Source organism: Pseudonocardia sp. DR1-2, from assembly GCF_023717215.1.
Taxonomy (GTDB): Bacteria; Actinomycetota; Actinomycetes; order Mycobacteriales; family Pseudonocardiaceae; genus Pseudonocardia; species Pseudonocardia alni.
On the sequence record NZ_JAMQOF010000001.1, the window covers coordinates 466332 to 489619 of the forward strand.

22 protein-coding genes are annotated in these 23288 nt (G+C 74.8%); 13 read left to right on the forward strand and 9 right to left on the reverse strand.

Going from position 1 to position 23288, the window contains the following annotated elements:
- Positions 1–57: 57 nt before the first annotated feature.
- The 5 genes from dop (at position 58) to ND486_RS02215 (ending at position 4293) form a co-directional block, all read left to right on the forward strand.
- A complete protein-coding gene (dop, locus tag ND486_RS02195) occupies positions 58–1566 on the forward strand; it encodes a depupylase/deamidase Dop (RefSeq protein WP_178373948.1) in 1509 nt (502 codons plus the stop codon).
- A 106-nt stretch (positions 1567–1672) separates the two neighbouring features.
- Positions 1673–1870 carry a ubiquitin-like protein Pup gene (locus ND486_RS02200; protein ID WP_020626587.1) on the forward strand — a complete coding sequence of 66 codons (198 nt, stop codon included), beginning with the start codon at positions 1673–1675 and terminating at the stop codon, positions 1868–1870.
- A gap of 164 nt (positions 1871–2034) precedes the next feature.
- Positions 2035–2922, forward strand: coding sequence for a proteasome subunit beta (prcB, locus tag ND486_RS02205; RefSeq protein ID WP_083474099.1), 888 nt, complete (start codon positions 2035–2037; stop codon positions 2920–2922).
- Between the two features lie 40 nt (positions 2923–2962).
- The gene (prcA, locus tag ND486_RS02210; protein ID WP_062395119.1) at positions 2963–3778 is read left to right on the forward strand and encodes a proteasome subunit alpha; all 816 of its coding nucleotides are present in this window, start codon (positions 2963–2965) and stop codon (positions 3776–3778) included.
- Positions 3775–4293, forward strand: a complete 519-nt coding sequence (locus ND486_RS02215; RefSeq protein ID WP_374107506.1) for an SRPBCC family protein — start codon at positions 3775–3777, stop codon at positions 4291–4293. Before prcA ends, ND486_RS02215 begins: the two co-directional genes overlap by 4 nt.
- A gap of 6 nt (positions 4294–4299) precedes the next feature.
- Here the strand turns inward: ND486_RS02215 and ND486_RS02220 are convergent, their stop codons facing one another.
- Positions 4300–4809, reverse strand: a complete 510-nt coding sequence (locus ND486_RS02220; protein ID WP_251782500.1) for a copper chaperone PCu(A)C — start codon at positions 4807–4809, stop codon at positions 4300–4302.
- Between the two features lie 89 nt (positions 4810–4898).
- Here ND486_RS02220 and ND486_RS02225 point away from each other — a divergent pair, with 89 nt between their 5' ends.
- Entirely contained in the window at positions 4899–5924 is a 1026-nt protein-coding gene (locus tag ND486_RS02225) for an LLM class flavin-dependent oxidoreductase (protein WP_251782501.1), read from the forward strand.
- A gap of 52 nt (positions 5925–5976) precedes the next feature.
- Here ND486_RS02225 and ND486_RS02230 read toward each other — a convergent pair whose 3' ends face one another.
- Complete coding sequence (locus tag ND486_RS02230; protein WP_062395109.1) at positions 5977–6924, reverse strand: LysR family transcriptional regulator; 948 nt, start codon at positions 6922–6924, stop codon at positions 5977–5979.
- Positions 6925–6997: 73 nt separating this feature from the next.
- Between ND486_RS02230 and ND486_RS02235 the strand changes: the two genes are divergently transcribed.
- The gene (locus ND486_RS02235) at positions 6998–7954 is read left to right on the forward strand and encodes a DMT family transporter (RefSeq protein WP_251782503.1); all 957 of its coding nucleotides are present in this window, start codon (positions 6998–7000) and stop codon (positions 7952–7954) included.
- Positions 7955–7963: 9 nt separating this feature from the next.
- Here the strand turns inward: ND486_RS02235 and fdhD are convergent, their stop codons facing one another.
- A complete protein-coding gene (gene fdhD / locus ND486_RS02240; protein WP_062395101.1) occupies positions 7964–8791 on the reverse strand; it encodes a formate dehydrogenase accessory sulfurtransferase FdhD in 828 nt (275 codons plus the stop codon).
- A gap of 51 nt (positions 8792–8842) precedes the next feature.
- Here fdhD and ND486_RS02245 point away from each other — a divergent pair, with 51 nt between their 5' ends.
- The 4 genes from ND486_RS02245 (at position 8843) to ND486_RS02260 (ending at position 14695) form a co-directional block, all read left to right on the forward strand.
- Positions 8843–9631: an NTP transferase domain-containing protein gene (locus ND486_RS02245; RefSeq protein ID WP_251782504.1), complete on the forward strand. Its 789-nt coding sequence runs from the start codon at positions 8843–8845 to the stop codon at positions 9629–9631.
- A 61-nt stretch (positions 9632–9692) separates the two neighbouring features.
- Positions 9693–11618: a molybdopterin oxidoreductase family protein gene (locus ND486_RS02250; RefSeq protein ID WP_251782505.1), complete on the forward strand. Its 1926-nt coding sequence runs from the start codon at positions 9693–9695 to the stop codon at positions 11616–11618.
- Positions 11619–13505 (forward strand): NAD(P)H-dependent oxidoreductase subunit E, encoded by a 1887-nt coding sequence (locus tag ND486_RS02255; RefSeq protein ID WP_251782507.1) that lies wholly within the window; start codon positions 11619–11621, stop codon positions 13503–13505.
- On the forward strand, positions 13502–14695 hold the full coding sequence (locus ND486_RS02260; protein ID WP_251782508.1) for a 2Fe-2S iron-sulfur cluster-binding protein: 1194 nt from the start codon (positions 13502–13504) through the stop codon (positions 14693–14695). The genes ND486_RS02255 and ND486_RS02260 overlap by 4 nt, the downstream gene beginning before the upstream one ends.
- Here ND486_RS02260 and ND486_RS02265 read toward each other — a convergent pair.
- Together ND486_RS02265 and ND486_RS02270 are read right to left on the reverse strand one after the other, a co-directional pair.
- Positions 14646–15248, reverse strand: coding sequence for a TetR family transcriptional regulator (locus tag ND486_RS02265; RefSeq protein ID WP_251782509.1), 603 nt, complete (start codon positions 15246–15248; stop codon positions 14646–14648). The two genes, ND486_RS02260 and ND486_RS02265, sit on opposite strands and share 50 nt — an antisense overlap.
- 11 nt (positions 15249–15259) lie before the next feature.
- Positions 15260–15805 (reverse strand): pyridoxamine 5'-phosphate oxidase family protein, encoded by a 546-nt coding sequence (locus ND486_RS02270; protein WP_251782511.1) that lies wholly within the window; start codon positions 15803–15805, stop codon positions 15260–15262.
- A gap of 105 nt (positions 15806–15910) precedes the next feature.
- On the opposite strand from ND486_RS02270, the gene ND486_RS02275 reads away from it, so the two are divergent.
- Positions 15911–16813: an SDR family oxidoreductase gene (locus ND486_RS02275; RefSeq protein WP_251782989.1), complete on the forward strand. Its 903-nt coding sequence runs from the start codon at positions 15911–15913 to the stop codon at positions 16811–16813.
- Between the two features lie 3 nt (positions 16814–16816).
- Here ND486_RS02275 and ND486_RS02280 read toward each other — a convergent pair whose 3' ends face one another.
- The 4 genes from ND486_RS02280 to ND486_RS02295 all read right to left on the reverse strand — a co-directional run bounded on the left by ND486_RS02280 (position 16817) and on the right by ND486_RS02295 (position 21856).
- Entirely contained in the window at positions 16817–18049 is a 1233-nt protein-coding gene (locus tag ND486_RS02280) for an MFS transporter (RefSeq protein WP_308215791.1), read from the reverse strand.
- 63 nt (positions 18050–18112) lie between these two features.
- Positions 18113–18748, reverse strand: coding sequence for a methyltransferase domain-containing protein (locus tag ND486_RS02285; RefSeq protein WP_251782515.1), 636 nt, complete (start codon positions 18746–18748; stop codon positions 18113–18115).
- The gene (locus ND486_RS02290) at positions 18741–20273 is read right to left on the reverse strand and encodes an amidohydrolase family protein (protein ID WP_251782517.1); all 1533 of its coding nucleotides are present in this window, start codon (positions 20271–20273) and stop codon (positions 18741–18743) included. The genes ND486_RS02285 and ND486_RS02290 overlap by 8 nt, the downstream gene beginning before the upstream one ends.
- A 5-nt stretch (positions 20274–20278) precedes the next feature.
- Positions 20279–21856, reverse strand: coding sequence for a phosphatase PAP2 family protein (locus ND486_RS02295; protein WP_251782519.1), 1578 nt, complete (start codon positions 21854–21856; stop codon positions 20279–20281).
- Between the two features lie 42 nt (positions 21857–21898).
- Here ND486_RS02295 and pafA point away from each other — a divergent pair, with 42 nt between their 5' ends.
- A complete protein-coding gene (pafA, locus tag ND486_RS02300; protein ID WP_062395087.1) occupies positions 21899–23260 on the forward strand; it encodes a Pup--protein ligase in 1362 nt (453 codons plus the stop codon).
- The last annotated feature ends 28 nt before the right edge of the window (positions 23261–23288 follow it).

The window sequence follows — 23288 nt, forward strand, 5'->3', positions numbered from 1 at the left end:
TTAGTCTCGTGCAATGCACTCTCGCGCAGGGGGCCGGTCGTGACGGCCCGCCGGATCATGGGCACCGAGGTGGAGTACGGCATCGCCGTGCCCGGTGACCCCACCGCGAACCCCGTCGTCACCTCGACGCAGGTGGTGCTGGCCTACGCCGCCGCGGCGGACGTGCCCCGCAACCGCCGGGCGCGCTGGGACTACGAGGTGGAGTCGCCGCTGCGCGACGCCCGGGGGTTCGACCTGTCGGCGCCGTCGCTGGCGCCGCAGCTCGACACCGACCTCGACGACCTCGGCGCGGCGAACGTCATCCTCACCAACGGCGCCCGGTTCTACGTCGACCACGCCCACCCGGAGTACTCCACTCCCGAGGTCCTGTCCCCGCGCGACATCGTGACCTGGGACAAGGCCGGCGAGCGCATCATGCTGGAGGCGGCGAACCGCGCGGCCACCGTGCCGGGCGCGCCGCGGATGCAGCTCTACAAGAACAACGTCGACGGCAAGGGCGCCAGCTACGGCTCCCACGAGAACTACCTGATGGCCCGGACGACGACGTTCCCGTCGATCGTCACCGGCCTCACCCCGTTCTTCGTGACCCGTCAGGTCGTCTGCGGCGCCGGCCGGGTCGGTCTCGGCCAGCAGGGTGACGAGGCCGGCTACCAGATCGCCCAGCGCTCGGACTACGTCGAGGTCGAGGTCGGACTGGAGACCACGCTCAAGCGCGGCATCATCAACACCCGCGACGAGCCGCACGCCGACGCCGACAAGTACCGCCGCCTCCACGTCATCATCGGCGACGCGAACCTGTCCGAGATCTCGACGCTGCTCAAGGTCGGCACCACCGCCCTGGTCCTCGACATGATCGAGAAGGGGCGCTCGTTCGAGGACCTGCGCCTGGCCGAGCCGGTGAAGTCCGTCTCGCGGATCAGCCACGACCCGACGCTGCAGCGGACCGTCCCGCTGGCCGACGGCCGACACCTCACCGCGGTGCAGATCCAGCAGGAGTACCTGGCCCGCGCGGTCGAGCACATGGAGCAGACCGTCTCCCCGCGCCGCGAGGAGTGGGACCCCGACACCCGCGAGGTCGTCGAGGAGTGGGAGTCGGTGCTGGTCGACCTGGAGCGCGACCCGATGCTGACCGCCGACCGGCTCGACTGGACGGCCAAGCTCAAGCTGCTCGAGGCCTACCGCGAGCGCGACGGCCTGACCTGGGCGTCGGGCCGGCTCGGGATGGTCGACCTGCAGTACTCCGACGTGCGGCTGGCCAAGGGTCTCTACAACCGGCTCGTCACCCGCGGGTCGATGCGCCGGCTGGTCACCGAGGAGCAGGTCGCCGCGGCGATGACCGAGCCGCCCGAGGACACCCGCGCCTACTTCCGCGGCACCTGCATGGGCCGGTTCCCGGTCGAGGTCGCCGCCGCGTCCTGGGACTCGGTGATCTTCGACCTGGGCCGCGAGTCCCTGGTGCGGATCCCGACGCTGGAGCCGCTCCGCGGGACCCGCAAGCACGTGGGGGAGCTGTTCGAGGCGGTGTCGACGGCCGAGGAGCTGGTCGACAAGCTCACCGCCTCCTGAGCCCGCCCACCGGGGGAGCGGATCACACGCCGCTGCGCAACAGGCGATTTTGTCGCCCCCGGTGGGTAGGGTGAACCTGCAGGCAACTCTGCGAGGAGGAGGCGTCATGTCCCAGGAGCAGACCAAGCGCCAGGGTGGCGGCGACGGAGACGACGAGTCCGGGGAGAACGCGTCCGGATCCGGTCAGGAGCGCCGCGAGAAGCTCGGTGAGGACGTCGACACCATCCTCGACGAGATCGACGACGTGCTCGAGGAGAACGCGGAGGACTTCGTGCGGTCCTACGTGCAGAAGGGCGGTGAGTGAGCCCCACGGGGCCACTCACCCTGCCGCACCCCGGCACCAGCAGTACCGTCCCGGCCGGGTCCGCACCTGCGGGCCCGGCCGTGCCGGAAGGGCCGCGGACCCCGCCGACGTGGGGGAGCGGGACCACCGGCGCACGCAGTTCGAACGAAAGGCACGTCCGAGAGATGGAGTTCCGGCCGTCGGTCACCTCCGGGCTGGTGCCCGGGCACCACACGGGTCAGCTCGGCACCTTCCTGACCGGGTCGCAGTCGTTCTCCGACTTCGTCGGCGGCGCGGCCCCGCACCTGCTCCCCGGCGCGGGCCTGGACCGGACAGCCGGTCCCGGCACCTCCGCCGACGCCCTGGGCGTCCCGCACGGCACCACGATCGTCGCGCTGCTGTTCGCCGGCGGCGTCGTGATCGCCGGTGACCGGCGCGCGACCGCGGGCAACGTGATCGCCCAGCGCGACATCGAGAAGGTGTTCGTCACCGACACCCACTCCGCCGTCGGCATCGCCGGCTCCGCGGGGATCGCGCTGGAGATGGTCCGGCTGTTCTCGGTCGACCTCGAGCACTACGAGAAGCTCGAGGGCGTCCCGCTCTCGCTCGACGGCAAGGCCAACAAGCTCGCCGGCATGGTCCGCCAGAACCTGGGCGCGGCGATGCAGGGCTTCGTCGTCGTCCCGCTGTTCGCGGGCTACGACACCGACGCCGCCGACCCGGCGCAGGCCGGCCGGATCGTCACCTTCGACCCGACCGGCGGCCGGTACGACGAGAACCTCGGCTTCCACGCGGTCGGTTCCGGCTCGGTGTTCGCGAAGTCGTCGCTGAAGAAGCTGCACGACCCGGCCGCGGACCTCGACGGCGCGGTGCGCACCGCGGTCGAGGCGCTCTACGACGCCGCGGACGACGACACCGCCACCGGTGGGCCGGACACGGTGCGGCGCATCTACCCGGTGGTCGTCGGCATCACCGCCGAGGGCGCCGTGCGCCGCGACGACGCCGAGATCGCCGCCGTCGTCGACCAGGTGATCGCCGGGCGCCGGGAGCGCCCTGGCGGTCCGTCCCGCTGACCCCCTCCCCGCACGAAGCACGAGCCTGGAGCGCCTCCCCATGACGATGCCGTTCTACTCCTCCGTCGACCAGCTGCTGCGCGACCGTTCCGAGCTGGCCCGCAAGGGCATCTCGCGCGGCCGCAGCGTGGTCGTGCTGACCTACGCCGGTGGCGTGCTGTTCGTCGCGGAGAACCGGTCGACGGCGCTGCACAAGGTCTCCGAGATCTACGACAAGATCGGCTTCGCCGCGGTCGGCCGGTACAACGAGTTCGAGAACCTGCGTACCGGCGGGATCCGGATGGCCGACTTCCGCGGGTTCACCTACGACCGGCGCGACGTGACCGGCCGGATGCTGGCCAACGCCTACGCCCAGGCGCTGGGCACCGCGTTCGTGGAGCAGCAGAAGCCCTTCGAGGTGGAGCTCTGCGTCGCCGAGGTGGGCGTCGAGGCCGCCGGGGACCAGCTGTACCGGATCACCTACGACGGGTCGATCACCGACGAGCCGCGGTTCGTCGTCATGGGCGGTCAGACCGAGCCGATCTCGCAGAAGCTGTCCGAGACCTACGAGCACGGCCTGGAGCTGGGCGCGGCGATCGAGGTGGCGCTGGGCGGGCTGCAGGTGCCGGGCGCGGACCCGGCGTCGCCCGGCAACGGCGCGAACGCGCAGCCGCGGGTCCTGGGCGCCGAGGCGCTCGAGGTCGCGGTGCTCGACCGGACCCGGCCACGGCGGACCTTCCGCCGACTCGAGGGTGCGGCGCTGGCCGACCTGCTCCCGGCCGCGAACCGCGGCACCGAGGAGCCCGAGCCCGACGTGGCGGGCGGGGACGACACCCCGGCCGCCGGTGGGGCACTGGGCGGGGACGGGGCGTCCTGACCCGCTTCTCCGCGACCACCGCGTCCGAGGCCGTCGTGACGGCCTCGCGAGACGACGTCTGGCGCGTCCTGACCGATCCCGATGTGCTGCCGACGCTGACGCCGCTGCTCAACCGGATCGACGCCGACTCCGCGCGGGACGCGGCCGTCGACGGCTACGAGCTGTGGCGCTGGCACATGGTGCGGATCGCGGTGCTCGGGGTGGGCATCAAACCGGTGTTCACCGAGCGGATGACCTTCGTCGAGGGCAAGCGGATCGAGTTCACCCATGCGCCGCCCACCGGGGTCAGCGAGTGGGCGGGCGCGGAGGGCTACTACGCGCTGAGCGACGCCGACCCGGAGCCGGACGGCTCGCCGGCGACGCATCTGGAGATCTCGCTGACCGTCGACGTCGACATGCCGCTGTCGCGGCTCGCGGCGCCGGTGGTGACCCGCACGATGAAGGCGACGATGGACGCGACTGGGGACCGGTTCGCGGCCAACCTGCTGCGTCGCCTCGGGGCGCGCGAGCGCTGAGCGGGTTCAGCCGCGGTCCGGGTCGTCGACCGGGAGCTCCAGGGTGACCGACCCGGCGCGCTCGAAGGTCAGGGTGACCGGGTAGGTCGGGCCGACCGACAGTGCCTGGCGCAGGTCGTCGAGGGTCACCGTGGCCCGGGTGACCGACGCCGCGCCGGCGGGGGCGGTGGACCCGGTGTCACCCACCAGCAGCGTCGCGCCGCCGAGCAGGGCCTGCTCGCCGCCGACGGCGACGTCCTCGGCCAGCGGGGAGCTCGCCGAGACCAGCCGGTCGGCGGCGTCGCCGCTGTTGACCGCGACGAGGCGCAGCCCGACGTCGGAGCCCGCGGGGTGGGCGATCCCGCCCTCGGCGTCGTCGGCGGGTGCGATGGCCGCGTCGCGGATCTCGATCGTGCCGATCGAGGCGACCGCGTCGCCCGCAGTGCCCATCGGGTCGTCCAGGTCGACGGTGGGTGCGGCCGTGCCGCACCCCGCGAGCAGGAACAGGGCCAGCAGCGCGGGCGCGGTACGTCGCATGTGCCCGGGTTCCCCGTTCCGGGCCCCGTCCACGCACGGTCCGTCTCCGTGGCATGATGGTTGAAGAATCAACCATATTGGGGGAGCGGATGAGCGACATCGTCTTCGGCATGGACACCTTCGGCGACGTGCCGGTGGGCGACGACGGCACGCCGCTGTCGCACCCGCAGGCCATCCGCCAGGTCGTCGACGAGGTGGTGCTGGCCGACGGGGCCGGCGTCGACGTCGTCGCGCTGGGGGAGCACCACCGCCCCGAGTACGCCATCACCACCCCGGAGACGGTGCTCGCCGGGATCGCGACCCGTACCTCCCGGATCCGGCTGTCCTCCGGCGTCACCGTGCTCAGCTCGGACGACCCGGTGCGGGTGTACCAGCGCTTCGCCACCCTCGACGCGCTGTCCGGCGGCCGTGCCGAGGTCATCGTGGGCCGCGGCTCGTTCACCGAGTCCTTCCCGCTGTTCGGCTACTCCATGAACGACTACGAGCAGCTGTTCGAGGAGAAGCTGGAGCTGTTCGTGCAGCTCCTCGACGAGAAGCCGGTGACCTGGCGGGGCGCCACCCGCGCCGCGCTCGACGGCGTCGAGGTCTTCCCGACGACCGGCCGCCGGCTGCCCGTGTGGGTCGGTGTCGGCGGCTCGCCGGAGTCGGTGGTCCGCACCGCCCGCCACGACCTGGGCCTGATGCTCGCCATCATCGGCGGCCCGGCCGGACGCTTCGCGCCCTACGTCGACCTCTACCACCGCGCCGTCGAGCAGTTCGGGCACGCGGCGAAGCCGGTGGGCATGCACTCGCCGGGCTTCGTCGCCGACACCGACGAGGAGGCGAAGGAGATCTTCTTCGCCCCGTACAAGGCGCAGATGGACCGGATCGGCGCCCAGCGCGGCTGGCCGCCGCTGGACCGCGCCCGGTTCGAGGCCGAGGTTTCCGGCGGTGCGCTGCACGTCGGGTCCCCCGAGACGGTGGCCCGTCGCATCGCCGACTCGGTCCGCTCGCTGGGCGCCCAGCGCTTCGACCTGATCTACACCGTCGGACCGCAGCCGGTGTCGGCCCGGCTGCGCGCGGTCGAGCTGTACGGCACCCGGGTCATCCCGATGGTGCGCGACATGCTCGCCTGAGCGGACCCACACTCCCCCCGGCGGCCGGAGGGAGTGGCTGCGGCCCCGGGACTCAGGCGGGGATGATGCGAGCCGCCGCGGCGCGCAGGCCGTCGACCAGGGCGCGCAGGGCGGGGAGGTCGGCGTCGGACCCGCGGGTGGCCAGGACCAGTGAGCGGCCCGCCGCGGGCCGGCAGGGCAGCAGGCGCACGCCGTCGTCGGCGGTGACCGGGACCGGGCCGGTGCCGCCGGGGACCGCGGACCCCGCCACCGCCATGCCCGGGACCAGCGCGATCGCGAGCCGCGCACGGACCAGCGCCAGCTGGGTGGCGAAGTCGCCGACCCGGTAGCGGATGTCCGGTTCGGTCCCGACGCCGCGCAGCAGCTGCAGCAGCGCCTCGTAGGGCTCGGTGCCGACCGGGCCGGAGGTCCACACCCGCCCGGCCAGGGTGCGCAGCGGCACCGGGTCGGGCCCGGTGAGCGGGTCGTCGGCGGGGACGGCGAGCATCGCGGGCTCGGTGGCCAGCGCGGTCACCCGGATCCCCGCGGGCAGCCGGGCCGGACGCTGGGTCCAGCTCTCCATGAGCACCGCGTCCAGGTCGCGCGACTGCAGCGCGGGCAGCAGGTCGACGACCTCGCCGTCGTCGACGGTGGGGACCAGCCGGGGGTGCGCGGCGGCCAGTCCGTCGATGACCTCGGGCAGCAGGGTCCGCAGGGCGCTCGCGACCGAGCCGATCCGCAGGGGGCCGGCGGCGTCGTCGTGCAGGGCGGCGAGGTCGCGCTCGGCGCCGGCGACGGTCGCCGCCGCGGTGGCCGCGTGCCCGGCCAGCACGTGCCCGGCCGCGGTGAGCCGGATCCCCCGCCCGTCCGGTTCGACGAGCCGGGTGCCGGTCTCGCGTTCGAGCTTGCGCAGCTGCTGGGTCACCGCGGGCCCGGTGATGTGCAGCGCGGCCGCGGCGGCGCCGACCGAACCGTGCTCGGCGACGGCGTCGAACACCCGCAGCCGGTCCCAGGAGATCACACAGCACAGCTTATCGGTACCGGGTAGGAACAATCATTGGAGCTTTGCGGTGCCGGCGGGGATCGTGGATCACGTGAACGCACGCACCACCCCCGATCCGCACTCCGCCCTCCTTCTCGTCGCCGGCGCCTCGGTCCTGGCCTGGACCGGCATCCTCGTCGCGCTCGCGGGCGCCGACCCGGCGACGGCGTCGGTCTGGCGGTGCGTGCTCGCCCTGGTCGTGCTGGGGCCGTGGGCACTGGCCGAGTACCGCCGCGCCGGTGGCCTCCCGCCGGCGACGGTCGGCTGGTCCCTGCTGTCCGGGGTGTTCCTGGGTGCGGACTTCCTGCTGTGGACCCGCGCGGTGCTCGACGCGGGCGCCGGGATCGCGAACGTGGTGCTCAACATCCAGGTGCTGGCGCTGCCGCTGATCGCCTGGGTCGTCACGGGGGAGCGGGTCCCGCGCCGGCTGGTGTACGCGGCGCCGCTGCTGCTGGGCGGCATCGCGCTGGCCGGCGGGGTGCTCGGCGCCGGGGTCGGCGGACCGGAGCCGGTGCGCGGCGCGGTGCTCGGCACCCTCGCCGGGATCGCCTACGCCGGGTTCCTGCACCTGAACCGCTCGGTGTCGCGGGGCCGTCCGCGTCACCTGGTGACCCCGGTCGCGCTGGCGACCGTCGGGGCCGGGGTGACCTGCGGGATCGTCGGCGTCGCCGGGGGCGGGATCGCGGTCGCCCTGCCCGCGACGACCTGGGCCTGGCTGATCGTGCTGGCGCTGGCCGGGCAGGTGGTGTCCTGGGTGCTGATCGGGCGCGGCTCGGCCGGGCTGGCGCCGGGCACCGCGGGGGCGCTGCTGCTGGTGCACCCGGTGCTGTCGGTGGTGCTCGGCATGCTGGTGCTCGGGGAGACCCTGACCGCGTGGCAGGTCGCGGGCTGCGCGCTGGTCGTCGCCACCGTCGCCGCGCTGGTCGGTCCGGCCGGGACCACGGGGCGGCTGCGCCGGGTGGTGGACCGCCACGAACGGGCCTGGGCCACGCTCACCCCGCGGGCCTGACCCGCCTGGTCAGAGCTCGATGCGCTCGGCCCCCGTGTAGACGTTGCCGGTCCGCCCGCGCAGGAACCCGACCAGGGTCATCCCGGACTCCTCGGCCAGCTCGACGGCCAGCGACGACGGCGCCGACACCGCCGCGAGCATCGGCACCCCGGCCATCACGGCCTTCTGCACCAGCTCGAACGACGCCCGCCCCGACACCATCAGCACGGTGCCGGTGGCGGGCACCCGGCCGTCCATCACCATCCGGCCCAGCACCTTGTCCACCGCGTTGTGCCGGCCCACGTCCTCGCGGGCGGCGAGCAGGCCGCCGTCGGCGTCGAACAGGGCGGCGGCGTGCAGCCCGCCGGTGGAGCCGAACACCTTCTGGTGCTCGCGCAGCCGGTCGGGCAGCTCCAGCAGCAGCTCCCGGCCGATCCGCAGCGGGTCCGCGGCCGGGGAGTGGCGGGTCTTGAGCTTCACCGCGTCCAGCGAGGCCTTCCCGCACACCCCGCACGACGAGGTGGTGTAGAAGTTCCGCTCCACCGACGCGTCCGGCGGGGCGACGCCCTCGGCCAGGTCCACGTCGAGCACGTTGTAGGTGTTGCGGCCCTGCTCGTCGACGGAGTTGCAGTAGCGGGCCCCGGCCAGGTCCAGCCCGGAGCCGATCACACCCTCGGTCAGCAGGAACCCGTGCGCGAGCTCCACGTCGTGGCCGGGGGTGCGCATCGTCACCGACAGCGCCTTCCCCCCGACGCGCAGCTCCAGCGGTTCCTCGGCCACGAGAGTGTCCGGCCGCGAGCGGGTGCTGCCGTCCGCGTTCAGGTGCAGCACCGGTCGCCGCACGGTGAGCCGTCCCATTCCGATCCCCTCCCGCTGTCGACCCCCCAGGGTAGGAGGAGGATCGGCCGCGTGCGCGGGTACGGGGGGCGGCGGCCGGGGGCGGGGATCGTGCCGGCGGGCGGTGCGTCCTCGCGGATGGGGTCGGCGAAGGCGTCGCTGGACTGGCACGGGGCGGCGCTGCTGACCCGCACCGTCGCCGTACTGGGCCGGGCGGTGGACGGGCCGCTGGTCGTGGTGCGCGCCGCCGGGCAGGAGCTGCCGGAGCTGCCGCCGGGCACCGAGGTCGTCGACGACCCGGTCCCCGGGCTCGGCCCGCTGCCCGCGATCGGCGCCGGGCTGGCCGCCGTCGCGGGCCGGGCGCAGGCGGCGTTCGTCGCGTCGGTCGACCTGCCGCTGCTGCACCCCGCCTTCGCCGCCCGCGTGCTGGACCTGCGCGGGGAGCACGACGTCGCGCTGCCCGAGGCGTTCGGGCACCACCAGCCGCTCGCCGCCGCCTACGCCACCGCGCTCGCCCCCGTGATCGACGGGCTGACCGCGGCCGGGCAGGGCCGCCCGCCGTCGCTGTTCGACCGGGTCGCGGTGCGCCGGATCGGCGAGCAGACCCTGCGCAGCGACCCGGTGCTGGCCCGCCTCGACCCGGACCTGGCGTCGCTGACCAACGTCAACACCCCCGCCGAGCTGGCCGCGGCCCGGGCCCGCCCGCTGCCCGCGGTGCGCCTGCACGACGGGGGGCGCGTCCGCACCGTCCGCGCCCGCACGGCGGGGGAGCTGGGTCGCCCGGTGGCCGTCGCGGGCGGGACGGCGCCGCTGCCGCCGTGGTTCCCGCTGGTGACCGGCGACGAGCTCGAAGGGGTGTGACGCGGGTCTCGACCTTGCTACGGTGCGGGAGCCGAGGGAACCACCACGCCGGAGGCCGACGATGACCGCCACCCGCCCGCAGGGATCGCGCCGGGGCTTCCGGCCCCGCCACGTCCGCCTCACCGAGCCGCTGGTCCGCGAGAACGGGGTGCTGCGCCCGGCGTCCTGGGACGAGGCCCTGGACCGCGCCGCGGCCGGGTTCGCCGCCGTCCCGGGGGACCGCTTCGGCATGTTCAGCTGCTCCAAGGCGACCAACGAGATGAACTACGTCGCCCAGAAGTTCGCCCGGGCGGTGATGGGCAGCAACAACGTCGACAGCTGCAACCGCACTTGACACGCTCCCAGCGTCGTCGGTCTGACGGCAGTGTTCGGTGCCGGCGGCGGCACCTCCGCCTACGTCGAGGCGGAGAACGCCGACCTCCTCGTCCTGTGGGGCAGTAACGCCCGCGAGACGCACCCGATCTTCTTCCACCACGTGCTGCAGGGGATCCGCAAGGGCGCCCGGATGTTCTCGGTCGACCCGCGCCACACCTCCACCGCGCACTGGGCGGACTCCTGGCTCGGGCTCGACGTGGGCACCGACATCGCGCTGGCCAACGCGGTCGGCCGCGAGATCATCCACGCCGGGCTGGTGAACCACGCGTTCGTCGAGCGCTCCACGACCGGCTTCGAGGACTACCGGGCGGCGGTGGAGCCGTACACGCTGGAGCGCGCCGAGGAGATCACCGGGGTACCGGCGTCGTCGATCCGGGAGCTGGCGCACGCCTACGGCCGCGCCGACCGCGCCCAGATCTGCTGGACCCTGGGCATCACCGAGCACCACAACGCCGCCGACTACGTCTTCGCCCTGATCAACCTCGCGCTGCTGACCGGGCACGTCGGCCGCTACGGCTCCGGCCTGGTGCCGCTGCGCGGGCAGAACAACGTGCAGGGCGGCGGCGACATGGGTGCCATCCCGGCCAAGCTGCCCGGCGGCTACGACGTCGGCGACGCCGAGGCCCACGCCCGTTTCCACGCCGTCTACGGCGGCGTCGAGTTCCCCGACCGTCCCGGCCGGCACCTGTCGCAGATGTTCGAGGCGATGGAGGCCGGACAGATGAGCGCGCTGTACTGCATCGGGGAGAACCCGGCCGAGTCCGAGGCCGACGCCACCCACGCCCGGCACCTGCTGTCCTCCCTCGACCACCTCGTCGTCCAGGACATCTTCCGCACCGCGACGGCCGAGCTCGCCGACGTCGTGCTGCCCGCGGCCGCGGACTGGTGCGAGTACGAGGGCACCGTCACCAACTCCGAGCGCCGCGTCCAGCGGGTCCGCAAGGCCCTCGACCCGCCGGGCCTGGCCCGCCCCGACACCCACATCATCTGCGGCGTCGCGCAGCGGCTCGGGCACGACTGGGGCGAGCCGACCGCCGAGCAGGTGTGGGACGAGCTGCGCTCGGTGTCGCTGAACTGGCACCACGGCATGAGCTACGACCGCCTCGACGCGCTCGGCGGCATCCAGTGGCCCTGCCCCGCCGAGGACCACCCGGGCACCCCGCTGATGCACACCCGGCTGTGGGCCGACGACCCGGACGAGCGCGGCGCGCCGGCGCCGTTCACCCCGGTCGAGCACGTCCCGCCGGCCGACGAGCTCACCGAGGAGTACCCGATCCGGCTCACCACGGTGCGGCTGCTCGACGCCTACAACTCCGGGGTGCAGACCGGTGGCTACGCCTCGCCGCTGCGCCGCCGCGAGTCGCTGCGCATCGACGCGGCCGACGCCGCCGCGCTCGGCGTCACCGACGGCGACCGGGTGCGGGTCACCAGCCGTCGCGGCAGTGTCGAGGCGCCGGTGTGGGTCGACCGGTCGCTGCGGCCGGGGCTGGCGTCGTTCACCCCGCACTTCACCGAGCAGGTCGACGTCAACGGCCTCACCAACGACGCCTGGGACCCCAAGTCGGGCACCTCGGAGTTCAAGGCGACCGCGGTGCGGATCGAGAGGCTGTGAATGGATCTCCACATCTCCACCGCCGCACCGACCGCGGCCGAACGGGACACGATCGACGCCGCGTTCGCGCTGCTCGACCCCACCGCCGCGGACGCCACCGCCGGGGACCGGCCGACCCGGTCGGCGCACGCGGGGCACGCCGCCCGCTCGCGGCGCCACCTGCTGCTGCCGCTGCTGCACGCGGTGCACGACGCGGCGGGCTGGCTGTCGGAGGGGTCGCTGAACCACGTCGCGCGGACGCTGCAGGTCCCGCCGGCCGAGGTGTACGGCGTCGCCACCTTCTACGCGATGTTCTCGGTGGAGCCGCGCGCGCCGCGGGTGGTGCACGTCTGCGACGACGTGGCGTGCGGCCCGTCCGGCGGCGAGGAGATCGTCGCGGCGCTGGAGCGCGACCTCGACGGCGGGCGCGCCTGCGTGGTGCGCAGCCCCTGCCTGGGACTGTGCGAGCGGGCGCCCGCGGTGCTGCACCAGCGCGCGGGCGAGCCCGACCTGTCCCAGGCCCCCGCGACCCCGCAGGCCGTCCTCGCCGCGGCGCACGCGCCCGCCGACCCGGCCGGGGAGCAGGCGGCCGAGGCCGACCGGGCCTTCGCCGACACCACCGTCTCGGCCCCGCAGACCCGGACCGGGGAGCACCTTCGGCTGCTGCGCCGGGTCGGCGTCGTCGACCCCACCTCGCTCGACGACTACCGCGCCCGCGGCGGCTACGCGGCCCTGCGCCGCGCGGTCCGCCTCGGCGCCACCCGGGTGATCGCCGAGCTCAAGGACGCCTCGCTCACCGGGCGCGGCGGCGCCGCGTTCCCCACCGGCGTCAAGTGGGAGGGTGTGGCGCAGTCCCCGGAGCGCCCGCACCACCTCGTCTGCAACGCCGACGAGTCCGAGCCGGGGACCTTCAAGGACCGGGTGCTCATGGAGGGCGACCCGTTCGGGCTGGTCGAGGCCATGACGATCGCCGGCTACGTCACCGGCGCCACCGTCGGGCACCTCTACGTCCGCGGTGAGTACCCGCTGGCCACCCGCCGGCTGCAGGACGCGATCGCCGCGGCCCGGGCGCGCGGCCATCTCGGCGACGACGTGATGGGGGAGGGCTTCGCCTTCGACATCGACCTGCGCCGCGGGGCGGGCGCCTACATCTGCGGTGAGGAGACCGCGCTGCTGGAGTCGATCGAGGGATACCGGGGCGAGCCGCGGAACAAGCCGCCGTTCCCGGCGACCTCCGGGCTCTTCGGGAAGCCGACCGCGATCAACAACGTCGAGACCCTCTACAACGTGCTGGAGGTGCTGAACATCGGCGGCGGGGCGTTCGCCGCGGTCGGCGGGGGCCGGTCCACCGGGTCGAAGCTGTTCTGCGTGTCCGGTGCCGTCGGCTCCCCCGGGGTGTACGAGGTCGACTTCGGCACGACCCTGCGCGAGCTGCTCGACCTCGCCGGGGGCACCCGCGGCACGCTGCGCACCGTGCTGCTGGGCGGCGCCGCGGGCGGTTTCGTCCTCCCGCAGGACCTCGACGTGCCCCTCACCCTGGAGGGGGCCCGCGACATCGGCGCCACCCTCGGGTCCGGCGTCGTGCTCGTGTTCGACGACCGTGCCGACCTCACCGGCACCCTCCGCCGGATCGCGGCCTTCTTCCGCGACGAGTCCTGCGGGCAGTGCGTGCCGTGCCGGGTCGGGACGGTGCGCCAGGAGGAGGCGCTGGCCCGGCTGGAACGCGGTGCCCCGCTCGGGTCCCGGGAGACCGAGCTGGCCCTGCTCGACGACCTCGCCCGGGTCATGCGCGACGCGTCGATCTGCGGGCTCGGGCAGACCGCGCCGTCGGCCGTCGCCTCGGCACTCGACCTGGGGCTGATCGCGGCGCCGTCGCACTCGTCGAACGGACACGGGGGGCGTCGATGACCACGACCAGCGGGAAGGGTCCGATGGGGCCGGGCGGCGGGTCGCGGGCGCCCCGGGCCGGGGAGGTCGACGGCGCGCCCGAGGCGGACGCCTCGTCCGGGGACGGCACCCCCGGCGACGGGCCCGGTGCGGGGGAGGGCGTCGCCGCCCTGCACCGCACGAACGGGGCCGGCGCGGTCGGCGTGACCGTCGCCGACCCGGCGGGCTCCGGTCCCGGACCGGCCGAACGGCTCGCCGGCGGCCCGGTGATGCTCGGCGCGATCCGGCGCACCGTCACCGTCTCCCTGGACGGGACCGAGGTCCGGGTCCCGGAGGACGCGACGATCCTCGACGCCCTGCACCGCGAGGGCTCGCCCGCCCAGGCCGACACCCCCACCCTGTGCTGGGCGCCGAACATGGACCCGGTCAACGCCTGCCGGGTCTGCGTGGTCGAGGTCGAGGGCTCCCGCGCGCTGGTGCCCTCCTGCGCGCGGCGCTGCGAGGACGGCATGGAGGTGCGGACCGACACCGACAAGGTCCGGCACAGCCGCCGGATGGTCCTCGAACTGCTGGCGTCGTCGGTGGACATGACCCAGGCGAGCGCCGACGTGGCGCGCTGGATGACCGACTACGGCGTCGACCCCGGCCGCTACGGCCCACCCGCCCCGCCGGCCGCGGCGGGGGAGCGCGACCGCCGCCACGCCGGGCACCACCGGGCCCCCGACGGCGCGACCCGGGCCACCGTCGCCCAGCCCGTGAAGATCGACAACGAGCTCTACGTGCGGGACTACTCGCGGTGCATCATGTGCTACAAGTGCGTCAACGCCTGCGGGACCGACGCCCAGTTCACGTTCGCGATCGCCGCCGCGGGCCGCGGGTTCGACGCCCGCATCGCCACCGAGCACGACGTCGAGCTGCCCGGCTCGGCCTGCGTCTACTGCGGCAACTGCATCGGGGTCTGCCCGACCGGGGCGCTGAAGTCCGTCGCCGAGCACGACCGCCGCGAGGCCGGCGACTGGCACCCCGACGAGGAGACCGTCACGACGACGATCTGCTCGTTCTGCGGGGTCGGCTGCAACCTGGAGCTGCACGTGCAGCGGGGCGAGATCGTCAACGTCACCAGCCCGGCGGACCACTCGGTCACCCACGGGCACCTGTGCATCAAGGGCCGGTTCGGGTTCCGGCACGTGCAGAACCTGCCGGAGGCGTGAGCACCGCGGACACGAACCGGGTCAGCTCCCGCTCCACGTGCTCGGCCACCGGCAGCCGGGGGTCGAAGCTCCACCACAGCAGGGTGCCCTGCCAGTGGGTCGCCAGCAGCGCGCCGGCGCCGTCCGGGGCGCCCGGGGTGCCGGCCAGGCACGCGTCGAGGACGTCGGTGAGCGCCTGCCGCCAGGCGGCGCCCCGCCGTCGGACGTCGGGGTCGAGGAGGTCCTCGCGCAGGACCAGCAGTGCGTCGGCGTAGCTGTCGATCCCGCCGTACTGCCCCGACAGCCCGACCAGGAACGCGACGGCGCCCTCCGGCGTGCGCTCCGCCTCGGCGCCGCTCCCGGCGGTCTCGCGGTCGAGCCGGTCCCACGCGTGCAGCAGGGTTCGGCGCAGCAGGTCGGACTTGCCGCCGAAGCGCTGCACGAGCGTGGCCGGGGCCAGCCCGCTCGCCCCGGCCAGCGCGGCGAAGGTGAGCGCCTGCGGCCCGCGGGCGTGCAGGACGTCGAGGGCGGCGTCGAGGACGTCCGCGTCGGGGACCTGCTTGCGACGGGGCACGGCTCACCCTCTCAGGCGGGCGGCGCCGTCGACGCCGCGGACCCGGCGAGGCCGGCCGGGTCGGGGCTGTAGGCGACCATCCAGGTCGGCTCGATCCGGTAGAAGACGACCTCGTCCCAGACGAACCCCTCCGGTCCGTAGCAGCGCTGCAGGTGGTCGAGGGTCGCGGGCCACCGGGGGTGCGCGGGCGCGCCGGCCGGGTTGAGCGGGTGCGCGGTCCCGTGCGTGAAGATCCCGAGGTCGTCGCCGCGCAGGTGGGCGGCGCTCACCGCGGGGCGGTCCGCGAGGTGACGTGCCTTCACGGCGCCGGGGTCGGTGCCGACGACCCACGCGCCGTGCAGGAAGTGTCCGTCCACACCACTGACCCGGGGCTCGCCGCGCCGCGTGGTGGTGGCCAGCGCCAGGGTGCAGATCCCGGTGGCGACCAGGACGAGCTGCGCGGCGGTCAGCGTCCGTTCCCCCGGGGTGACGATGCTGCGCAGGTGGTCCCCGGCTCCGGAGACGGAGGCGTCCAGCAGCCGCTGGAGGTCGGTGAGCTCGGTGGTCGTCTCGAACATGCCGGTGGTCGGTCCCCTCGTCGGCTCGGGTGGGCTCCGATGAACATAACCGAACGCTCGTTTACAAACAACTCGGTCCCTGGCAGGCTGCCCGGTGTGACGGACCTGAGGGACAGGGTGGCGCTGGTGGCGGGCGCGACGCGCGGCGCCGGGCGGGGGATCGCGGTCGAGCTGGGCGCGGCCGGAGCGGTCGTGTACTGCACCGGCCGCAGTACCCGCGCGGCCCGGTCGGAGTACGACCGGCCGGAGGCGATCGAGGACACCGCCGACCTCGTCACCGCCGCGGGCGGCACCGGCATCGCCGTGCCCACCGACCACCTCGACCCCGACGCCGTCGCGGCGCTGGTGTCGCGGGTCGAGCGCGACCACGGCCGGCTCGACGTGCTGGTCAACGACATCTGGGGCGGCGAGATGATGGTCGAGTGGGACGTCCCGGTCTGGGAGCACGACCTGGACAACGGGCTGCGTACGCTGCGCCTGGCGGTCGAGACCCACCTCGTCACCGCCCACCACGCCCTGGGGCTGCTCTCCCGCACGCCCGGCGGCCTCGTCGTCGAGGTCACCGACGGCACTGACGCCTACAACGCCGAGCACTACCGGCTCAACGTCTTCTACGACCTGGCCAAGATCGCGCCCATCCGGCTGGCCCGGTCCTGGGCGCACGAGCTGCGCGGGCACGGCGGGACCGCGGTCGCGGTCACCCCGGGCTGGCTGCGCTCGGAGATCATGCTGGAGCAGTTCGGGGTCACCGCCGACACCTGGCGCGACGCGTGCGTGACCGAGCCGCACTTCGCGATCTCGGAGAGCCCGCGGTTCGTCGGCCGCGGGATCGCCGCGCTGGCCGCCGACCCCGACCGGCACCGCTGGAACGGCCGCTCCACCTCCTCGGGCGAGCTCGGGCGGGTCTACGGAGTCGACGACGTCGACGGGTCCCGGCCCGACGCCTGGCGCTACGTCACCGAGGTCCAGGACGCGGGACTGCCCGCCGACACGACCGGCTACCGGTGAGGCTCACACGGACGCGCGCGCGTCGCGCCGCCGGATGACCAGCAGCGCCGCCAGCGCCAGCAGCGCGAGCACCGCGGCCGCGACGCAGAACGCGATCCCCGCGGTCCGCAGCCCCCACGCCTGGCTCGACGCCCCCAGCCCGACGACCGGCAGCGAGATCGCCACGTAGACCACCACGAAGTACGACGACGTCGTCCCCGCCCGCTGGTGGGCCTCCACCCGCGCGTTCACCGCGGCCAGGCCCTTGGAGAACGTCATGCCCTGACCGGCCCCGGCGACCACCGCGCCGGCCACCAGCTCGGCCATCGACCCCTGCGCCACCGACAGTGCGACGAGCGTGAGACCGGCCGCCAGCAGCACACAGCCCAGGGCGAGGATCCGCTCGGTGGGCGCGGTGCGGACCGCGAGCTGTGCGAGCACCGAGGCGCCCAGCAGCAGCAGCGACATCGCCCCGGCGACGGCATGGTTCGGGATCCCGATCAGGTCCGACACGATCCGTGGGGACAGCGCGGTGAACAGGCCCAGCACCGCGAACCCGGCGAACCCGGCCGTCGCCGCCGGCACGAACACGGCGCGCACCGCGGGCGGCACCTCGGGGACCTGCGGCCGCAGGGCCGGGTGCGCGGGCCGGTCGGTCACCGTCTCCGGGGCGCCCAGCACGAGGAGCCCGCACAGCGCGACGGCGACCGCGTGCACCGCGAAGGACAGGTGCAGCGGCGCGGGCAGATACTCCACGGCCACCCCGGCGAGCGCCGCGCCCAGCCCGAGCCCGCCGATGTTCGCGACGGTCGCGACCGCGGCCCCGCGTTCGCGCCAGGACTCCGGTGCGGCCTCGATGACCGCGGCGGTCGCCGCCCCCGCGAAGATCCCGGCGGAGAACCCGGACAGCAGCCGCCCCACCAGCAGCACCCACACCGGACCCGCGACCAGGAACACCAGGCTCGACGCCAGCGACAGCGCCACACCGGCCAGCAGCACCGGTCGCCGCCCCAGCTGGTCCGACCACCGGCCGGTGACCAGAAGCGCGGCGAGCACACCGACCGCGTAGAGCGCGAAGACCACGGTCTGGACGGTGGGTGAGAACCCGAGCTCGCGCTGGTAGAGCGCATACATCGGGGTCGGCATCGTCGCCCCGAGCATGACCACGGCGAACGTCACGGCCAGGCCGGCGAAGGCGGCGGCCCGAGGCAGGCGGAGGATGGCGGAACCCCTTCCGGAGGACGTTGCACGGCGCACCGGACATGATCGCAGCCTGTCGGTGCGACGGCATCCGCACCTGCGCCGCCCCCGGCCGGACGGTCAGGGGCGGCGCAGGACGTGCAGGTCCACCCCGCCCGGCAGCCTGCGGGATGTGACCGTCCAGGTCTCCCGGGCCGCGTCGAGCCAGCGGGGCGCCTCGGGGCGCCCCGGGTCGGCCAGCCACACCTGCCCGTCCGGGCCGGTCACCTGCGGCAGCAGCGCGGTGAGCGCGTCCGCGGCGGCCGCACCGTAGAGCACGTCGGCGGCCAGGACCAGGTCCCAGCCGCGGCGGGTCAGGGCGTCGCCGGAGCCGTCGAACGCGGCGACCGCCGTCGCGACCCGCAGCCCCGCGCGGCGCGCGGTCGCCGCCACCCAGCCCGGTGCGGCGGGCGAGCGGTCGGTCGCCAGCACCGGGTGCGCCCCGGCCCGGGCGGCCACCAGCGACGGCAGACCCAGCCCGCAGCCCAGCTCCAGCACCGAGCGTCCGGCCAGCAGGTCGGGACCGGCGTCGTCCAGCGCCGTCGCCAGCGCCCGCCCGGACGGCCACAGCCGCGCCCAGTGCGGCGGGTGCAGCTCCTCCACACCCTCGTCGACGGCGACCGGGTCGAACGCGACGGCGTCCGGGTCGGCGGGACGCAGCAGGTCCAGCGGCCCGCCCGGGAGCCGAACCCGCTCGTGCGCCCCCGGGTCAGACACCGGCGCGGTGGGTGAACCGGCCGCCGACGAGCGTCGCCGCGACCGGCATGGCCCGCAGCGTCGCCGGGTCGCAGGAGGTCGGGTCGGCGTCGGTCAGCACGAGGTCGGCGGGCGCGCCCACGGCGACCGCGGCGGCCGAGCCGTCGACCACCCCGAACGACGCACCGAGCGCGGTCGCCCGGTCGATCTCCTGCTCGGGGTGCCAGCGGTCCCGGTCGTCGGCGGTGCGGTGCACGGCCGCGGCGAGCGCGATCCACGGGTCCAGCGGCGCCACCGGGGCGTCGGAGCCGAGCGCGAGGCGGGCCCCGGCGCGGTGCAGCGCCGCGAACGCGAACGCCCGGCCGGTGCGGCCCGCCCAGAGGCGGTCGGCGACGTCGCGGTCGTCGAGGGCGTGCTCGGGCTGCACGCTCGCGACCAGGTCGAGCCCGGCGAAGCGGGGCACGTCGTCGGCGGTGAGCAGCTGGGCGTGCTCGACCCGCCCGCGGGCGCCGGTCCCGGCGAACGCGTCGAGGACCAGGGTGTTGGCGTGGTCGCCGATGGCGTGCAGGGCCGCGGTGAGGCCGGCCGCGTGCGCCCGGGCCAGCAACGGCCGCAGCTGTGCCGGCGGGACCAGCAGCAGCCCGCACGGGTGCTCGAGGGGGTTCTCCGGCGGCGCGGGGTAGGGGTCGTAGCAGTAGGCGGTGCGGGTGTTGAGCGAGCCGTCGGTGATCACCTTCAGCGGGCCCGCGGTCAGCAGACCCCCGGTGCCCTCGACGACGTCGCCGCTGCGCAGCCCGGTGGCCAGGGCGTCGTCGAGGCGGTCGGGCCACACCGACGCCTCGACCCGCAGTCCGGTCGTGCCGCCGGCGATCCGGCGCCGCCAGTCCGGCAGCGACCACGGCGCCTCGAAGTCGACGACGCCGACCACCCCGCGCGCCGACGCCGCGGCGACGGCGTCGGCGACGAACCCGTCGAGGACCTCGGTCGGTGCGTCCTGGAGCGCGGGGGAGACGACGGCGAAGAACTCCGACTCCCGGATCCGGCCGGTCGGGTGCCCGCCGTGCCCGAAGCGGGCCAGCGCGGCGCCGTTGAGCCACCCCTGGTGCAGGTCCCCGGACACCAGCACGACCGCGGTGTCACCGGTGACCGGGTCGAGCAGCGAACGGTGCGCCTCGTCGGGCCACAGCGCGTCGCGGAACCCGAACCCGACCAGCACCTCACCGGCGGCGGGCGGTGCGGTCGCCATCCGGGCCGCGACGAGTGCCGCGGCGTCGGCGGCCGAGCGGGCGCCGGACACGTCGAGCCTGCGGCGGGCCAGCGCCCACTGCGCCATGTGCACGTGGTGGTCCCACAGCCCGGGGAGCAGCGCCCGCCCGCCGCACCCGACGACCTCGGCGCCGCCCGGGTCGAGCCCGGCGCCCACGGCGCGCACCCGGCCCCCGGCCAGGAGCACGTCGACGGGGTCGCCCAGGCCGTCGCAGCCGGGCCGCAGCGGCCGCACCGACCGCAGCAGCACGGTGTCCGTCGCCACGGTGCCCGTCGGCACGCCGCTCAACCCTGGAACGGGCGGTCCCGCCCGGTCCAGCGGTCCTCGTCGCGGCGGTAGACCGGGATCGGCTTCTCGGCGACCCGGAAGGTGTAGCGCCCGGCCTCCTCGACGACCTCGCCGTCGGTGGCCAGCATGCTCGGCTCCAGCAGCTCGACGTCGAGGCTCGGCACCTCCCGCTGGTGGTAGACCCGGCTGTGCCCCAGGGCCCCCAGGATCAGCGCGAGGACGACCCGCAGCCGGGAGAACCGCACGTCGGCGCGCAGCCAGCGGACGTCGAGCAGGCCCGAGTCCAGCGTCGGACGCCAGGCGGGCACCGCGCCGCGCGGGTGGTACGGGCCGTTTCCCACGAACAGGAACCAGACCTTGTACCAGCGGTCCCCGAGCCGGACCGAGATCTTCTCCGAGCGCTGCAGCACCGTGATCAGTGCCGCGGCGAACGCCGGCCACTTGCCGTAGCGCGGCTGCCACTGCTCGCGCAGCCGCACCAGCTCCGGGTAGGAGCCGATCGAGGCGGTGTTGATGAAGTAGCGGGTGCGGGTGACCGAGACGTCCTCGGGGTCGTCCAGGCGGCCCGGATGGGCCTCGACCAGGGCCAGGTCGACCGCGACGGCCTCGCCGGCCTGGGTGGCGTCGACGGCCTCCTGGGTGTCGTAGACACCGACGTCGCGGGCGAAGTGGTTCAGGGTCCCGCCGGGCACGACGACCAGCGGCAGGCCGTGCCGGTCCGCGACCGCGGCGGCGGTGGCGACGGTGCCGTCCCCGCCCGCGACGCCGACCGCCTGCACCCAGGAGCCGAGCCGGTCCAGGGCGTCGGTCAGCATGTCCTCGACCTTCACCCCGTCACCGACGACGAGGTGGTGCGCGGCGGGCAGCCGCTCGCGGACCTCCTCGGACACGTCCTGGTCGGGTGGCCCGGAGAACGGGTTCGAGACGATGACCAGGCCCTCGCCCTGCGGCAGGACCGGGACGGTGTCGATCGGGCGGGCGCGGGCCTCGTCGCTGGGACGCACCGGCCACCACCGGTTCGTCAGCTTCGCCACGCCGGTGCCGATCGCCGCCCCGACGAGCACGTCGGAGGTCCAGTGCACGCCCACGTGCACCCGCGACCAGCCCACCAGCGCCGCCAGCGGCACCACGACCGGTGCGGCCCGTCGGTTCTCCATCACCACCGCGGTCGCGAACGCCGCGGCCGAGGCGGCGTGCCCCGACGGGAACGACGACGACGACGGCGGGTCGGCCACCGTCCGGTAGACGGGCAGCTCCGCCGCGGCCGGCCGCCGGCGCGGCAGCAACGGCTTGAGCAGCGCGTTCGCGGTGAGGCTGGTCAGCGCGATGGAGGCGATCCCGCGCATCGCCGCCTTGCGCCCGGCGCCGCGGCGCACCGCCATCAGCGCCGCGATGCTGAACCACAGCACGCTGTGGTCGGCGGTGCGGGTGAGCCGGCGCAGCGAGGTGTCCACCCGGCTCGGCGGACGGCTCGCGATGTAGTCGGTCACCGCCCGGTCGGCCCGGGAGACCGAGTCCACCCCGCGGTCCAGACGACGGGACCTGCGGGCGACGCGTTCGAACCATCCACTCACAGTCGTGACAGTAGAGGGGGTCGGGCGCCTACCCTGAACGGCATGCAGCGTCGGATCTTCGGGGTCGAGACGGAGTTCGGTGTCACGTGCACCTTCCACGGGCAGCGCCGACTGTCCCCGGACGAGGTGGCGCGCTACCTCTTCCGCCGGGTGGTGTCGTGGGGCCGGTCCTCCAACGTCTTCCTCCGCAACGGTGCCCGTCTCTACCTCGACGTCGGGTCGCACCCCGAGTACGCCACGGCGGAGTGCGACTCGCTGACCCAGCTCGTGTCGCACGACAAGGCCGGTGAACGGATCCTCGAGGACCTCCTCGTCGACGCCGAGCGGCGCCTGGTCGACGAGGGCATCGGCGGGGACATCTACCTGTTCAAGAACAACACCGACTCCGCGGGGAACTCCTACGGCTGCCACGAGAACTACCTCGTCGCGCGGCAGGGCGAGTTCTCCCGGATCGCCGACGTGCTCCTGCCGTTCCTGGTCACCCGCCAGCTCATCTGCGGTGCCGGGAAGGTCCTGCAGACCCCGCGCGGCGCCGTGTACTGCCTGTCCCAGCGGGCCGAGCACATCTGGGAGGGCGTCTCCTCGGCGACGACCCGGTCCCGGCCGATCATCAACACCCGCGACGAGCCGCACGCCGACGCCGAGCGCTACCGGCGGCTGCACGTGATCGTCGGCGACTCGAACATGTCCGAGGTGACGACCCTGCTCAAGGTCGGGTCGGCCACCCTGGTGCTGGAGATGATCGAGGCCGGCGTCCAGTTCCGGGACTTCACCCTGGACAACCCGATCCGCGCGATCCGCGAGATCAGCCACGACCTCACCGGGCGCCGCCCGGTGCGGATGGCCGGCGGCCGGGAGGCCTCCGCGCTGGACATCCAGCGCGAGTACCACGCCCGCGCCGTGGAGTACCTGGAGGCGACCGGGCACCCGGACCCGGCGATGGCGCGCGTGGTCGAGCTGTGGGGCCGCACCCTCGACGCCGTCGAGTCCCAGGACCTGTCGAAGATCGACCGGGAGATCGACTGGGCGATCAAGCACCGGCTGGTGGAGCGCTACCGGGCCAAGCACGACCTGGAGCTGTCCAGCGCCCGCGTCGCCCAGCTGGACCTGGCCTACCACGACGTCCGCCGTGGCCGCGGCCTGTTCGACATGCTGCAGCGCAAGGCGCTGGTCGACCGGGTCACCGACGACGGCGAGATCGAGGCGGCCAAGGACACCCCGCCGCAGTCGACCCGGGCCAAGCTGCGCGGGGACTTCATCGCCGCCGCGCAGGCGGCCGGACGGGACTTCACCGTCGACTGGGTGCACCTGAAGCTGAACGACCAGGCCCAGCGCACCGTGCTGTGCAAGGACCCGTTCCGCGCCGTCGACGAGCGGGTGGACCGCCTGATCGCCTCGCTCTGACCTCGGCCCCGGGGTGGGTGGACACCCA